At 36.5% G+C, this 15,188-nt stretch carries 12 protein-coding genes; all 12 read right to left on the bottom strand.

Annotated elements, in window-relative coordinates; translation table 11 throughout:
• Positions 1 to 36: 36 nt before the first annotated feature.
• Positions 37 to 2,142, bottom strand: coding sequence for a hypothetical protein (locus KBP46_RS16155; protein WP_216443685.1), 2,106 nt, complete (start codon positions 2,140 to 2,142; stop codon positions 37 to 39).
• A 1-nt stretch (position 2,143) separates the two neighbouring features.
• Positions 2,144 to 2,695 (bottom strand): LptE family protein, encoded by a 552-nt coding sequence (locus KBP46_RS16150; RefSeq protein ID WP_062676125.1) that lies wholly within the window; start codon positions 2,693 to 2,695, stop codon positions 2,144 to 2,146.
• Positions 2,685 to 3,389: a hypothetical protein gene (locus KBP46_RS16145; RefSeq protein ID WP_216443684.1), complete on the bottom strand. Its 705-nt coding sequence runs from the start codon at positions 3,387 to 3,389 to the stop codon at positions 2,685 to 2,687. The genes KBP46_RS16150 and KBP46_RS16145 overlap by 11 nt, the downstream gene beginning before the upstream one ends.
• 13 nt (positions 3,390 to 3,402) lie before the next feature.
• Complete coding sequence (locus KBP46_RS16140; protein WP_216443683.1) at positions 3,403 to 4,692, bottom strand: sigma-54-dependent Fis family transcriptional regulator; 1,290 nt, start codon at positions 4,690 to 4,692, stop codon at positions 3,403 to 3,405.
• Positions 4,693 to 4,728: 36 nt separating this feature from the next.
• Positions 4,729 to 5,526: a tetratricopeptide repeat protein gene (locus KBP46_RS16135; protein ID WP_216443682.1), complete on the bottom strand. Its 798-nt coding sequence runs from the start codon at positions 5,524 to 5,526 to the stop codon at positions 4,729 to 4,731.
• A gap of 203 nt (positions 5,527 to 5,729) precedes the next feature.
• The gene (gene miaB, locus KBP46_RS16130; RefSeq protein ID WP_216443681.1) at positions 5,730 to 7,166 is read right to left on the bottom strand and encodes a tRNA (N6-isopentenyl adenosine(37)-C2)-methylthiotransferase MiaB; all 1,437 of its coding nucleotides are present in this window, start codon (positions 7,164 to 7,166) and stop codon (positions 5,730 to 5,732) included.
• An 85-nt stretch (positions 7,167 to 7,251) separates the two neighbouring features.
• The gene (locus KBP46_RS16125; RefSeq protein ID WP_216443680.1) at positions 7,252 to 8,031 is read right to left on the bottom strand and encodes a hypothetical protein; all 780 of its coding nucleotides are present in this window, start codon (positions 8,029 to 8,031) and stop codon (positions 7,252 to 7,254) included.
• Positions 8,032 to 8,126: 95 nt separating this feature from the next.
• The gene (locus tag KBP46_RS16120) at positions 8,127 to 8,609 is read right to left on the bottom strand and encodes a hypothetical protein (RefSeq protein WP_228432148.1); all 483 of its coding nucleotides are present in this window, start codon (positions 8,607 to 8,609) and stop codon (positions 8,127 to 8,129) included.
• 138 nt (positions 8,610 to 8,747) lie between these two features.
• Complete coding sequence (locus tag KBP46_RS16115) at positions 8,748 to 10,481, bottom strand: thiamine pyrophosphate-dependent enzyme (protein WP_216443679.1); 1,734 nt, start codon at positions 10,479 to 10,481, stop codon at positions 8,748 to 8,750.
• A gap of 248 nt (positions 10,482 to 10,729) precedes the next feature.
• On the bottom strand, positions 10,730 to 11,932 hold the full coding sequence (lysA, locus tag KBP46_RS16110; RefSeq protein ID WP_170872057.1) for a diaminopimelate decarboxylase: 1,203 nt from the start codon (positions 11,930 to 11,932) through the stop codon (positions 10,730 to 10,732).
• Positions 11,933 to 12,192: 260 nt separating this feature from the next.
• Positions 12,193 to 13,416, bottom strand: coding sequence for a PolC-type DNA polymerase III (locus KBP46_RS16105; RefSeq protein ID WP_216443678.1), 1,224 nt, complete (start codon positions 13,414 to 13,416; stop codon positions 12,193 to 12,195).
• A 150-nt stretch (positions 13,417 to 13,566) separates the two neighbouring features.
• Entirely contained in the window at positions 13,567 to 15,093 is a 1,527-nt protein-coding gene (locus tag KBP46_RS16100; protein ID WP_062676086.1) for a helicase HerA-like domain-containing protein, read from the bottom strand.
• Between the last annotated feature and the right edge of the window lie 95 nt (positions 15,094 to 15,188).

Here is a 15,188-nt window from a genome sequence, read left to right as displayed (position 1 = left end):
GAAAAAGGTACTGATGAGAACAGTACCTTTTTCATTTTAATTTTTACTTCTGAAGTCTTTAATATCTTTAATCTTGGATTCAAAATAGTCTTTCTTCTCAGGACTCTTTTTGATCAATATTTCAAATGCTTTTATGGCCTTTGTATAGAGTTTCTGTTCAAAATAAAGATTCGCCAATGTCTCTGTCATCAAATGTGAGATATCGTCATTCTTTTCTTTTACAACATAGGTGCTTTCTTCTTTTAACTGACTGATTCTAGGATTGTTTTCAATAAAGGTTTCAATAGCCTTTTCTTTAATTTCTGACTTTTCCTTTACAATTTCTTCTGTTCTGCCAATCTTAAGCCAGCTCTGCCACGTATTGATAAAACCTGGAACATTGCTGTCTATTGATGATGGAGTAGTATTTTTCATAGTAACCTCCTGTACTTTTTCTACTACAGGTTCTTCTTTCTTTTCTTCAACCTTAAGGGTAGAAATATCGGTTCCGAAGAATGAAACATTCATTACGGGAACATCTTCTTTTAAAGTTTCTGTTACCGTTTTTTCTTCTTCAGTTGATTCACTTGGGGCAGCATTATCATCTTCAGTTTCTGAAGTCTCCACTACTGGCAAAACTTCTTCCTTAACAGCTTCTGTAGATTGTGTCTCTTCAGTAACACCCTCAGAATCAGTAACATAAGCTGCTTCCACTACCAGAGATTGTATTTCGGGAGCTGATGCTTGTTCAGATTTACTGATTAAAGAATCTGGCATATTGGACTCCACACTCATCGGTTTCCATGCAGAGTGTACTTCAGGAGTTTCTTCTATCTTTTCTTCAGCCAACTCAGAATTAGTCTCTTCTACAGGTAATTGATTTTCAATAACTCCTTCCTGTACAGGTTCTTCTTTTATTTCTTCAGGCTTATTGTCACTGGTTGACCAGAAATGAAAGTTTTGAGTATCAGCGAAGCTAATTTCATGATCCTCAACTGTTTCAGGCTCTATTTCTTCCTCTTGCTGAGCAAGTTTAGTTTCCTTCATTTTTTTCTCAACCTCTTCAATCAGGCGTCTCATTTCCTCCTCATGTTTATTGATATTCGGTTGGGAAATTTCAACAGTCTCCATTAATTCTTCGCTGTTAGCCTGGATTTTAACGTCTGGCATAAATGAATCTGTTCCATGGAAACTTACTTCCGCATCAGATATTTCCACTGAAGGCAATCCTTCATTACCATTTTCTTCTTTTACACCAGAAATCGGATCTTCGTCGATGATGGTTTCCGGTGTAAAGTCTTCTCCGGCTTCTGCTTCAGCTTGTATTTTTTCCTGGTAAGCAGATTCTTCCTCAGAAACCAATTCAGTTTTATGGCCGGATTCCTCTTTTACAGGCTCTTCTTCTGCTGCTGCCTCACTATTTATTTCTGATAATAAAGGTGCTACTTCATGAAAACTGGTATTTCCTTCTTCTTCAATATTGTCTTCCTCTTTTTCTGAAGAAATCTGATCTTCGCGAATGATAGTTTCTGCCGTAAGCGCCTCTCCATCATTCTCCTTAGTTTCAACTTGTCCGGATTCTACTTTCTCCTGAACCGGTTCTTCAACTGTAGACTCAGTCTTCTGGGTTACCAGAGTTCCAGATTCAAGGGTAGATTCAATATCTATGGTTTCAGAATTTTGCTCATCCAGGAAGTTTTCTTCTCCTTCAAATAAAATTCTGTTTCGTTCACCGTTTACATAAATGTGTTTAACTTCCTGTGCGGTTGGTAAGACACAAGTACTTTTCTCCTCTTCCAAAGGTTTTTCCAAAGAAACTTCTTCTTCTCTTCTGATGGGGAAGGATTGGATCTTTGGAGTAAATTGGGCAGGTTTTTCAATTGTTTTAGAAGGTTTCTTTTCTTCCACAATTTCGGGTTTCACCTCCTGTCTGATCTTTCCGTTGATCAGCTGATATAAAATCTTTTTATCAGTAGTATATGCAGCCGTTACAGAAAGTTCCTTCTGATAGTTTTCTTTTTCATACAGATGCACTCCATACAGATGAAGCGCCCTGATATTCTGAATATAAGGAAAAGTGTGAATCTCTTCTTTCAAAAGACCAAGGTCTTCTAACTGAATATTTTTCGGATTTTTTATTAATTCTAAAACTCTCGGATTCATCTTACCAATTCGCTACAATGTCGTTAAATATTTTATTAATAATTCTATCTGTTACCAGCTTTACCTGCTGGTCTTCGATCTGACTTAGGGATACATCACTGTTGAAAGCGGCTTCATCAGAATATGTTCTGTCAAAACTTGCATCCGGATGAATTTTATTTTCATAATGTACCTTTACTGTAATCGTAAGTTTATTCTGTGCCTGCTGAATCACTCCTCCAGAAGGGTTGGTCTGGGTATTGGAGCTGATGGTGGTAGGGGTAATGGAATAGTCTGTAATTTCTCCTTCAATCAGGATATCCGGATTTTCTTTTGTTCCTTTCAAAGTGGTTCTCTGAAGGAATCTGTTTTGAATCGCTGTAGAAAACTGTTGTGATAATGCAGGGTTTACAAGAGGAGCATTATTGGGAAATTCATTAATCTGAACTGTTTTCTCGTCTGTAAGAGACGATCCCGTAAAGCTGTAGCATGAATTTAAAACTCCAAGCAATGCAAAAAGCACTCCCGTTAACAGTGATTGTTTCAAGCTGATATTGTTAATTTTAAAGTTCATTTTTAGATCCAATTTCAATAATTTCATCATACTCAATTTGTTGAATAGCATCTTCATAAGCAAAATAATTTGCTGTGTATAAGAATGGTAAGGTAAGAAAAATTCCTATCCCGCAAGCAACAATACCAATCTGGGACAAAATACTCACTACCAATGAGAAAAGAAAAATTGACAATAGATTTCCCTTGCTCATAATTTTGGAAATATTCCAGGCTTCTTTTACTTCTTTGATTCCTTTAAGACTGATTAACGGAATAATATAAAAGCCTTTTAGAACAAAGTAATATATAGCTGCTATTATTAAAAATATATAAGGAAACATAAAAAGTCCTACCATCGGATTGGGCTCATCCCTTCCGGAAATTGCTCCTGATATACCCAGCACAGCAAATAACGGGATATAAAGCAATAAAACACCACCAAAAACAATTAACTGCAACATAAAATAAGGCATGAAATCTTTGAAATCAAAAATATCTCCGGGACTTGTCGGCTGGTTTCTGTTCAGCCTCTGAAGGTATTTGTATAAATTACCCATTGCTAATAATCCACAGAATGGAATAATAGACATGATAAAGCATACTAAAAATGCTATAAAAATATTCCCGAAATCTTTCTTTAAAAGTTCGAAACCTTTGTTTATATATTCTCCGAGTTTAAAATTGATCGGCTTGGGTGTTAAATTGACTTTCATTATTTATGTTTTGCTAATCTTCCAGGTTATATTGTTTTATTTTTCTGTATAAAGTTCTTTGGGAGATTCCCAACTCATCTGCAGCTCTGTTCCTACGTCCTTTATGCTTCTCCAAGGCCTTGATAATCAAATCTTTTTCATTGTTCTGAAGAGAAAGAGATTCTGGTCTGTTTTCCTCAATTTCGATATCTTCAATATCTTCATAACTATCATCAGGACTAGAAATAATTGTTGGAGTCTGAACTGCCGGAGTATCGTTATTATTATCAAAATATAACAAAGATCCGGAATTCACCTGCGGCTGACTTTCAGGGGTATAAATCCTGTTGATCAGGTTTTTCTCATGGTTGCTCAGATCTGCTGTTCCTCTGTTCTTGATCAGTTCCGAAGTTAAGGATTTTAAATCATTAATATCATTCCTCATATCGAACAGAATTTTATACATGATCTCTCTTTCACTTCCGAAATCGCTCTGCTTGGGAGTACTTTGAGTATTTACGACCATTGGGAGATGGGTTTCCATCGGAATATACTCGGCAAGCTTCTCAGCAGTGATATTTCTGTTTCTTTCCACAACGGTCATCTGCTCTACTAAATTTCTTAGCTGGCGGACATTTCCCGGGAAAGAATAACTTTCTATATAATGAACAGCACTCTGCTCCAGCTCCAGTTCCGGCATTCTGTATTTTTCTGCAAAGTCAATTGCAAATTTCCTGAACAGCAAATGAATGTCTCCTTTTCTTTCTCTCAAAGGTGGCATATCAATCTGAACAGTATTCAAACGATAATACAAATCCTCACGGAATCTTCCATCGTGGATAGCTTTCATCATATTAACGTTGGTAGCTGCGACAATTCTCACATTGGTTTTCTGCACTTGTGAAGAACCTACTTTCATAAATTCACCACTTTCCAGCACTCTTAAAAGACGAACCTGAGTTTGTAGAGGAAGTTCTCCTACCTCATCCAAAAAGATGGTTCCGCCGTCTGCTACTTCAAAATATCCTTTTCTTGTAGCTGTAGCCCCTGTAAAAGCTCCTTTTTCGTGTCCGAATAATTCTGAATCTATGGTTCCTTCCGGAATGGCTCCACAGTTTACAACGATATAAGGCTGATGTTTTCTTCTGGATTCTGAATGAATGATTTTCGGAATAAATTCTTTCCCTACCCCACTTTCTCCAATCACAAGTACAGAGATATCTGTAGGTGCAACCTGGATAGATTTTTCGAGGGCACGGTTAAGTGCAGGAAAGTTTCCGATAATTCCGAAACGGTTTTTTATGTTTTGTAGCTCGTTGCTCATAAGTAAATTTTTGATTATTGACTGAATGTTAATCTTCTACAGCTCTTCAATCTGTTGTCTGTAGACTTTGTTAAAGTGATGAGTGTAGACATCTTTCATGGTCTTCCCTTCATCATACGTTTGTAAGGCTAACATTTTTAAATCCAAATAATCTTTGTTTCTGATCTTAGAAACTTTACTTTTAAAGTATATATTCTCAGCAAAGTCGTACTCTTTGCTTTGTTTTTCAAAATTTTCCAGGGCTCTGTCGTATCTTCCCAGCTCGAAATAGGTAACTCCCAGCTGATAATGATCGAACATTCCCTTCACATAACCTCTGGTAGCCAGAAGCCTTTCTATAATCCCTGCTGCTTTTTCTTTCTGTCCTAAAGCACTGTAGGACAAAGCTCTTACTACGTCCAGGTTATAGTCCCCGTTCTGAGATCTTCCTAAATCTCCGGGCTCATATTTTTTTAACCCTTCTAAATCCTGAATTGCCCCTTTATAGTCTCTCAAAAACTGAAACTTTGTCCAGCCTCTGTAACCAAGGTGCATTTTAGGGTCTAAAGCAACTGCTCTATCTATTAGAATCTTCCAGGTTATGAAGTCCCCGTTTTTAAGATATGGAACTGCTTTTTCCATATAAGCATAGGAAAAATCGGGACACAATTCAATGTCTTTATCGAAAGCTTCCTGAGATTCTGCTAGACCTTGTAAATCTGAAGCCCAGTTGTATAACTCACACGCCTTTTTACAGTTCTCACCCTCTACTGCATTACAGTTGACCTGTGCAATAGTATTGGTGTAAACGATAAGTAACAAAAAGCTAAGGTAATACCTCTGAAACTTTTCCATTTTTAATTTTATAGGTTGAATAATGATAGTAAACTACTTTTAAACCTTCTATCTCTTTCAGACCTGGGCTCATATACCATAATCTGAACAGTACTGTCTTTCCTTCACAATTTACTAAAAATCTTACGGTAATATACCCGTTGATCTTTTTTTAAGAATATATATTTTCTTTTTTTAAGTTTTTCAGTGATGGTAACTTAATTTTATTCTACTGTCCTCCCTAAAAGCGTGCCTTGCGTATTATCATACACAAAAACGTTCACAATGTCACCTATTTTCTGTCCTTCCAGTTTATCGAAGACACATACCGCATTCTGAGAGTTTCTTCCTTTCCACTGATTTTTGTTCTTCTTGGAAATTCCTTCGATAAGGATCTGGTGCTCTCTTCCTACATAAGATTTCATTCTTTGTTTTGAAAGCTCACCCTGAAGGGCAATAACCTCAGCAAGACGTCTTTGTTTTACATCAGCCGGAATATTATCTTCCATTTTCTTGTGCGCCGGTGTTCCCGGTCTTTCTGAGTAGGCAAACATATAACCGTAGTCATATTCTACTTCTCTCATAAGACTTAAAGTATCCTGGTGATCCTCTTCTGTTTCATTACAGAATCCAACGATCATATCCTGAGAGAATGCGACTTCCGGAACAATTTCTTTTGCTTTTCTGATCAGATCAAGATATTCTTCACGGGTATGTTGTCTGTTCATCGCTTCCAGCATATTATTGCTTCCGCTTTGTACAGGAAGATGTACATATTTACAGATGTTGTGATGCTTTGCCATCATTCTGAATACATCCAGACTCATATCCTGAGGATTTGAAGTAGAGAATCTGATTCTCAGCTCCGGAACGGCTTTAGCCACTAAATCAAGAAGCTGAGCAAAATTAACGGCTGTTGCTTTCTGCATTTCAGAAGCTTTGGCAAAGTCTTTTTTAGGACCGCCTCCATACCAAAGGTAAGAGTCTACGTTTTGGCCTAAAAGGGTGATTTCTTTATATCCGTTATTGGCAAGATCTTTACATTCTTCAATAATAGAGTGCGGATCACGGCTTCTTTCTCTTCCTCTGGTAAATGGAACCACACAGAATGTACACATATTATCACAACCTCTTGTAATGGTAACAAAAGCGGTAACACCGTTTCCTCCTAAACGGACAGGATTGATATCGGCATAAGTCTCTTCTTTGGAAAGAATAACGTTGATGGCATCTCTTCCATCATCAGTTTCTTTTAAAAGGTTCGGTAAGTCTCTGTACGCATCCGGACCTACAACAAGGTCAACCAACTGCTCCTCTTCCAAGAACTTGGTTTTCAATCTTTCTGCCATACATCCCAGTACACCAACCGTCATATTCGGTCTTTCTTTTTTCAGATTTTTAAACTGAGAAAGACGCATTCTTACAGTCTGTTCTGCTTTTTCACGGATGGAACATGTATTTAAAAGAATCAGGTCTGCTTCTTCAACTTTCATCGTTGTATTATAGCCCTGTTCATTAAGAATGGATGCAACAATCTCAGAGTCAGAGAAGTTCATCTGACAACCATAACTTTCTAAAAACAGTTTTTTAGAGTTCTCCGGTTTTTCTGCAATAGCAAAAGCTTCGCCCTGTTTTGTTTCGTCTATATATTTTTCCTGCACGATAATCAATTTAAGGTCCGTAATTTAAAATTACGAACGAATAAGTTTGCAAAGATACAAAATATTGTGACAGAATGTCAGGAGATTATCTGTATCTGTTATCATGGAAATTTTGATCCATTATTTTATCCTGATCTTCCAACTCTCTCTGTAGATCAAATTGTTGAAAAATTGGTTGAGTAATTTTAGCTCTAATTGGAATATTATTAAATGTAGCAGGATTCCATTTTCCTTTTATTCTAGACAGACTATTGATGATATCTTTCTTTTCATAGTCAAAAAAATCACCTTCAATCTTGAAATCCTCCATTTCGCCATTCTCATTCACAACAAATGTCAACAAAGCTCTTTTGTCCTCGTTTTTCTTTACGAATCTTTCAAAAATAGACTTAACCTCAAATCCAAAAGCTTTTATTCCTTTTTTAAAAGTTGGGCCTTTCTTTTCGTTTTTACTTGGATCATCTTTGGAATTAACTAAATAAAAAGGATTTATTTCAATTTTGGCAATGGCTCCAATAAACTTTCCGTTTACTTTTGCCGGCATCCATTTTTTGAGATGGGGAATAATTTTACGGCTGAAATCAAATGCGCATTTATTTTTTTGAATTTCTAAAGTATCAAAATCTTTAACATAATTGATGGTTGAGTTTTCATGCACAAGAATCTGTACATTATACCGTTCTTCGCTTTTTTCGCAAGGCAACAACTTTTTCTCTTTAACAACCATTACCATCTCCTTAGTTAATTGATTTACACCTCCGACGTAAAAATCTTGGCCATAAGGATATTTATCCAAAACTTCATTTTGAGCAAAAATTAATTTTGTTGCAAAGAAAGTAATAAACAACAAATTTTTTTTAATCATGGTCATGTTTCATTTTATTTCTTTTTTCAGATCTTAATTGATCTCTTCACTAAATATCTTCCTGTGTTTAAATTTTGAAAAGAAAACCTTTGCATCTAATCAATATCCACAGACATTGAAGAGAAGTTCATTTTAACCTTGATCTGTGAAGCTACAGGCTGTCCGCCACAAGAGGCCGGAGTCCAGTTTTTCTTGATTCTTCTTACTACATATTGCATATCGTCAAAAAAAACTTCACTGTTTTGTACTTTGGGCATTCCTTTCACATCCACTACTTTTCCTTTAGCATCAAGCACTAGGGTAAAGGTAAAATCTCCAGTCAAAGCATAGAAATCAGAATTCAGGTATGCATACATATATTTGTTGAGGATTTCTTTATAGGCCACGACACCTCCTTCGAAAGCAGCAGGTTTAAAATCATTACATTTTACAGCCACCTGCATAAAAGGTTCTTTGATATCTATTTTCAGAACATTTTTATTGCTTTCCCTGATAAAAGAATCATCACGGTCTTCCTGATCCTGCGCCAATGAAAAATTCATTACACATAAGGCTAAAAATAAAAATATCGTTCTCATAATTTTGTATACTAAATAATAAACAAAGGTAAATATTTAGCTTATTTATAAACAATAAAAACTTCACGCAAAGCATGAAGTTTCAGAATTTAAATATTGCGAATTCAATACAAGTTTTGAATTCATTATTTTTTAATCTTACAGTAACCCTTTAATGTGTTTATAATTACTTTTTACGGTTTCAAAAACCTCATCCATTTTACCTCCAAGCATCAGCTGGGCCATAGACTTTGTCATTCCCATAATCTGATCAAATTCAATCTTAGGAGGAAGGGCCAGTGCATTAGGATTGGTGAAAATATTCAGAAGATAAGGTCCGTTGTGATCCAGACATTCTTTGATGGCACTTTCTACTTCTTCGGGAAGATGAACATTTTTTCCCGGATAGCCCATCGCATGTGCTACCATGGCAAAATCCGGGTTAATCATATCGGTTTCATTATCTGGCATCCCGCCAACTTCCATTTCCAGTTTTACCATTCCCAACGTTCTGTTGTTGAAAACAATTAGTTTCACAGGGAGTTTATACTGAAAAATAGTAGCCATATCCCCTAAAAGCATAGACAATCCTCCGTCTCCACATAGGGCAATCACCTGTTTCTCAGGATGAGCTAAAGCTGCTCCGATTGCCATTGGCATTGCGTTAGCCATTGATCCATGATTGAATGAACCCAGCATTTTCCTTTCGCCTGTTCCTGTAATAAATCTTGCTCCCCATACACAGCACATTCCGGTGTCTACCGTAAAAATAGCATCATGCTTAGCAAGTTTGTCCAAAGTATGGGCCACATATTCCGGCTGAATAGCATTCTCTTTTCCCGAATCTTTCACATACTCCAACTGGCTTTCTTTCACTTTATCATAAAATGCCAGCTGCTCGTTCAGGAAATGAACATCAGTTTTTTCGTCAAGTAACGGCAATAATGCTTTGATGGTTTCTTTGACATCTCCGGCAAGTCCTAGTTCGAGTTTTGCTCTTCTTCCCAATCTTTCAGGACTTTCATCAATCTGGACGATTTTATTTTTTACAGGCATGAATTTCTGATAAGGAAAATCCGTTCCCAGAAGAATGACAAGATCAGCTTCATGCATGGCGTGATAGGCTGAAGGAAATCCTAACAGACCTGTAAGTCCCACTTCATTTGGATTATTGGGCTGAATAGCCATTTTCCCCCTAAATGAATATCCTACGGGCGCTTTTAACAGATTGGACAAAGCAACCACTTCATCACGGGCTTCAGCAGCGCCTATTCCGCAATAGATTGTTACTTTTTTACTATTATTTATCAGTGTTGACAAGCTTTTCAACTCCTCATCCGAAGGTCTTATGACAGGATTTGTTTTAAAGATTTGAGTGGAAGTAGAGCCTTCTTCGGCATCTAATTCAGAAACATCTCCGGGAAGACCTATCACCGCAACTCCTTTTTTGGAAATTGCATGTTGGATAGCAGTCTGTACAGTTCTCTGTACCTGCTCTGGCCGGGTAATCATTTGATTATAGTAACTACAGTCGTCAAACAGTTTTATCGTATTGGTTTCCTGAAAGTAATCCATGCCCATTTCATCACTGGGAATGGTGGAAGCAATGACCAGCATTGGAACATGAGAGCGATGAGCTTCATAAACTCCATTGATCAGATGAACGTGTCCGGGACCACAGCTTCCGGCACATACAGCTAACCCATCAAGCTCCGCCTCTGCAGCGGCAGCATAAGCTCCTACTTCTTCATGTCTTACATGAATCCATTGGATACTGCTTTTTTTGACTGCAATATTCAGATGATTAAGACTGTCGCCTGTTACAGCATAAATTCTTTTCACATTGGCATTTTCGAGCATTTCAACAATCTGCTCTGCGATGTTTTTTGCCATAATTACTCTGTTTTGGTGATTGTTTTTAGATGAAAATAGTATTTGAGAAGAAGAAAATCTTCCTATCTCTATCAAATTTAACGAATAAAGTTGAGACTCTATCCCTAACGCAATGTTAAAAACTTGTAATTTAATTTTGATTTTTTTCTATTCAAACCTCACGGGTTTTGAAAACCCGTGAGGTTTAATATTCCGCTGTAAAACAAAACAGCCACCTAAAAGGCGGCTGTTTATATTATATGTGGATTTTACATCACTATTTCAATCTGATTTCTCAACAGATCTTCAAACTCATCTCTTTTACGGATCAAATGAGCTTTTCCGTCTAAGAACAATACTTCAGCCGGTTTTAATCTTGAGTTGAAGTTTGAACTCATTTCAAAACCATACGCTCCTGCATTGTGGAAAGCAAGGATATCTCCTTCTCTTACTTCATTCAGTTTTCTGTCCCATGCAAAAGTATCGGTTTCGCAAATATTTCCTACAACAGTATAAATTCTCTCTGCTCCTTTTGGGTTAGAAAGGTTCTCAATCATGTGATAAGAATCGTAGAACATCGGACGGATCAAATGATTAAATCCGGAGTTCACTCCAACAAAAACAGTAGCCGTTGTCTGTTTAATTACATTAGCTTTCACCAATAAATATCCGCTTTTCCCAACTAAGAATTTCCCAGGCTCAAACCATAATTCGAATTTTTTTCCTGTAGATTTAGAAAATTCAGAAATTACTTTCTCTACTTTTTTACCTAATGTTTTCACATCAGTTTCTTCTTCACTATCCTGGTAAGGGATTTTGAATCCGCTTCCCATATCCAGATATTTAAGGTTCGGGAAATGCTCAGAAAGTTCCAGCATAATCTCCAAAGCCTGAAGGAATACATCCGGATCTTTTATTTCACTTCCCGTATGCATGTGAAGTCCTTCAACATTCAGGTTAGTACTTTTCATCACTCTTTCGATGTGACGAACCTGGTGAATGGAAATCCCGAATTTACTATCGATATGCCCTGTTGAGATTTTATAGTTCCCACCAGCAAAAATATGCGGATTGATTCTTACTAAAATAGGATAAGTGTTCCCGTATTTATTCCCGAATTGCTCAAGAATAGAAATGTTATCAATGTTAATATGAACTCCAAAAGTCATTGCTTCTTCTATTTCGGCAAGGTCAACACAATTGGGAGTAAACAATATCTTTTCTTTCGAAAATCCTGCCTTCAACCCTAGTTTAACCTCGTTAATAGATACACAATCCAAAGATGCACCCAGGTTCTTGACATATTTAAGAATATTGATATTCGTTAAAGCCTTCGCTGCGTAGAAGAACTTCGTATGTTTTAAAAATGAAGAGGTAAGTTTTTCATATTGAATTTTGATGGACTCCGCATCATAAACGTACACTGGTGTGCCAAACTCATTGGCAATCTTTAATAATTCTTTTGAATTCATAATTTCATTTTAACATAAAAAAAGGCAGATTCTTCAGAAAAGAGTCTGCCACATTGATTATTTTTTATGCAAGACAACTCTTTTAAATATTCCAAACCTTAGAAAACTTTACAGCTCCCTTTTTTCCAGTTTTATTTTGTTTAAAATTTTGCATTGCTTGTATTTATTTTTTGCAAAAATACTATTTATTTTTTACTTTTTGAAAATTGATTGTACAACCATTGTCTTCAGAAGACAACTTGTAACGTATAGACGCTCTTTTACTTCGGTAACGGTAATGTCTCAAAATCCCCACGAAGAAGAGCCAACTGCAGTTCATTATTCAGATCTGTGGAAGATAACGGAAGATCAATTTTCAACTTAGCCAGCTTACTCAGTGTCTGAATCTGCGTAAACAGCTCATAGAATCCAAAGGAAACCAATTTCCCGTTTTCTATGATTAAAAATAACTTTTCTCCTAATTTTCTTCCTGGTCCAAGCCAAAGTTCATTTCTTTTTCTGAATTCAATTTTTTGTTTCAAGACAGAAAAATCTTTAAATTCTTCCTGAGAACCAATAAACTGAACAGCTTTTGTTCCCTGGGTAAATGACCTGAATTTCAAGACTGGCTTCTCGGTTTTATTGAGCTTATTTTTCTCAACCACATATTTATTATTCCTGAAATATAGTCCGAAAGGTAAAACTTCTTTCTTTTTAATATTCTTGGAATTCAGTATCAGTTTGGCAATAATATCTGTTCCGGTAAGTTCAAAATTAATCCGCTCAACATCTTTCTGAATCTGTTCCCATTTTTTTGATTTGGAATTGAAAACCTTTTTGGAAAATTTGTTGATATCCTGAACATAATCAGAAAACATAATACGTCCACCTTCATCCTGAAAATAGACAAAACCTTTATCATTAGGAAGATCTTGAGTCAGCTCTTTGATTTTATTGATATACGTTTTGGCGTTAGACTCATCATGCTGCTTCTGAATGATCTCATTTTCGGTATCCTTTGAAATCAGAAGCTTGAAAAGTTCTAAGGTAGCTCTTGCATCACCTTCCGCCCTGTGATGGTTAGTCAATGGAATACCTAATGATTTCACCAGTTTTCCCAAGGAATAACTTACCTCATCAGGAATCAGTTTTTTTGCTAACGGAATTGTATCTAAAGTATTGATTTTAAAATCATAACCAAGCCTTTTGAATGACTGGCGAAGCATCCTATAATCAAAATCAATATTATGCCCCACCAAAGTTGTATTTTGAGTAATTTCTATCACTCTTTTGGCAATTTCATGAAATTTTGGAGCAGTTTTGACCATTTTCGGGGTAATACTGGTCAGTTTTTGTACAAAAGGAGTGATATCACCTTCAGGGTTTACCAGAGATATAAACTGGTCTATAATTTTCTGACCGTCATATCTGTAAATGGCGATATCTATAATGCATTCATTTCTATAACCTGCACCATTACTTTCTATATCTATAATTGAATACATGAATGTTTTAACTGCTGTTTTTCTGGTTTAATATTTAAAACCGCCGCTTTATTCCCCAATAAAATACGGTCTTACTTTTCTTTATTAAGTAAAGATAACCTGCTAAAATAACAAAAAATATATCAAAATACAGCAGATTGTCTTTCAAAATTATCTTCTTCTGCCTCCCAGACCGAACATTCCGAGAATAGCTTTTGCTCCTTCTCTCATTAATGTAGAGGTAAAAGTACGGCCAGCTTTACTTTGCAATACCTGTTCAAACATTCCAGGTTCTTCTTTTACCGGCTTTGCCTTTTGGTTAGGTGACGGGTTTTGTGCAGCCTGTTCCATCCTATTGGTAAGCATTTCATAAGCAGATTCTCTGTCAATTGCCTGCTCATATTTTGCAACAAGTGCTGATCTTGAAGTCAGATCAGAGATTTCCGCGTCATTCAAAACATCCATCCTTGATTCCGGAGAGATCAGATAAGTATGTACTAATGGGGTAGGAATTCCTTTTTCATCAAGTGCTGTAACAAATGCTTCTCCGATTCCCAGATTCTGGATCAGGCTGGAAGCATTGTAATATTCTGTGGTAGGATAGTTTTCAACGGCTTTGGTAATTTCTTTTTTATCCTTTGCCGTAAAACCTCTTAGGGCATGTTGTATTTTTAATCCTAGTTGGGAAAGTACATTTTCAGGGACATCACCAGGAATCTGGGTAATAAAATAGATCCCCACTCCTTTGGAACGGATCAGTTTTACCATCGTTTCAATTTGTGAAAGAAGGGCCTTGGAAGCTTCATCAAAAATCAGGTGGGCTTCATCAATGAATAATACCAATTTTGGTTTCCCGCTATCTCCTTCTTCCGGAAATGTCATATAAATTTCTGCAAAAAGAGAAAGCATAAAAGTGGAGAAAAGCTGTGGTTTGTTCTGGATATCTGCTACTCGTAAGATATTAACCACTCCTTTTCCGTCTCTTGTTTCCAGCAAGTCATGAACATCAAAGCTTAGCTCACCAAAGAATCCTGCCGCTCCTTGTTGTTCCAGAGCTACAATAGATCTTAAAATAGCTCCCAAAGATGCTGATGCAATAGATCCATAATTAGCTGCAAGTTCAGCTTTTCCCTGTGCATTATCCGTCACGTACTGCAGTACTTTCTTCAAATCGTTAAGATCAATCAATGGAAGTCCTTTATCATCACAGTATTTGAAAACTATAGACATGATACTTTGCTGGGTATCATTCAATTCAAGAATTTTGCTTAATAAAACAGGCCCAAATTCTGTAACCGTAGCTCTCAATTTTACACCTTTTCCTCCGGAAATACTCATGAGTTCTACCGGAAAACCTTGTGGATTATAAGGAAGCTGTGTTTTGCCATACCTTTCTTCAATGATAGGATTCATCTGACCTGCTTCTGCAATCCCGGAAAAGTCTCCTTTAATATCCAGAACCAAAGACGGAATTCCTGCGTGAGAAAGCTGTTCTGCAAACACCTGTAACGTTTTTGTCTTACCGGTTCCGGTAGCACCGGCAATAAGACCGTGACGATTTATGGTTTTCAGAGGAATGGTTACATTGACTTCTGTCACCACTTCGCCATCCAACATTCCTTTTCCTAATATTATATGCTCTCCTTTTGGAGTATATCTAGCGTTAAGTTCTTCAATAAATTGTGTTTTGTCTGCCATTTGATCGCTTTTTTAACTTATAAATATAAAATTTTTTGTAAAATATGTGAAGATATTTTCTGAAGAACTTCTCTCCGCTTCTTTCGAAAATAAAT

This window comes from Chryseobacterium sp. PCH239 (assembly GCF_018924625.1).
GTDB classification, from domain to species: domain Bacteria; phylum Bacteroidota; class Bacteroidia; order Flavobacteriales; family Weeksellaceae; genus Chryseobacterium; species Chryseobacterium cucumeris.
This window is presented reverse-complemented; position numbering and strand designations above follow the sequence as displayed.

Coding starts and splice junctions, on each gene's coding strand:
- KBP46_RS16155 (WP_216443685.1), bottom strand. CDS start 2,142: ATGAATCCGAGAGTTTTAGAATTAATAAAAAATCCGAAAAATATTCAG.
- KBP46_RS16150 (WP_062676125.1), bottom strand. CDS start 2,695: ATGAACTTTAAAATTAACAATATCAGCTTGAAACAATCACTGTTAACG.
- KBP46_RS16145 (WP_216443684.1), bottom strand. CDS start 3,389: ATGAAAGTCAATTTAACACCCAAGCCGATCAATTTTAAACTCGGAGAA.
- KBP46_RS16140 (WP_216443683.1), bottom strand. CDS start 4,692: ATGAGCAACGAGCTACAAAACATAAAAAACCGTTTCGGAATTATCGGA.
- KBP46_RS16135 (WP_216443682.1), bottom strand. CDS start 5,526: ATGGAAAAGTTTCAGAGGTATTACCTTAGCTTTTTGTTACTTATCGTT.
- KBP46_RS16125 (WP_216443680.1), bottom strand. CDS start 8,031: ATGATTAAAAAAAATTTGTTGTTTATTACTTTCTTTGCAACAAAATTA.
- KBP46_RS16120 (WP_228432148.1), bottom strand. CDS start 8,609: ATGAGAACGATATTTTTATTTTTAGCCTTATGTGTAATGAATTTTTCA.
- KBP46_RS16115 (WP_216443679.1), bottom strand. CDS start 10,481: ATGGCAAAAAACATCGCAGAGCAGATTGTTGAAATGCTCGAAAATGCC.
- lysA (WP_170872057.1), bottom strand. CDS start 11,932: ATGAATTCAAAAGAATTATTAAAGATTGCCAATGAGTTTGGCACACCA.
- KBP46_RS16105 (WP_216443678.1), bottom strand. CDS start 13,416: ATGTATTCAATTATAGATATAGAAAGTAATGGTGCAGGTTATAGAAAT.
- KBP46_RS16100 (WP_062676086.1), bottom strand. CDS start 15,093: ATGGCAGACAAAACACAATTTATTGAAGAACTTAACGCTAGATATACT.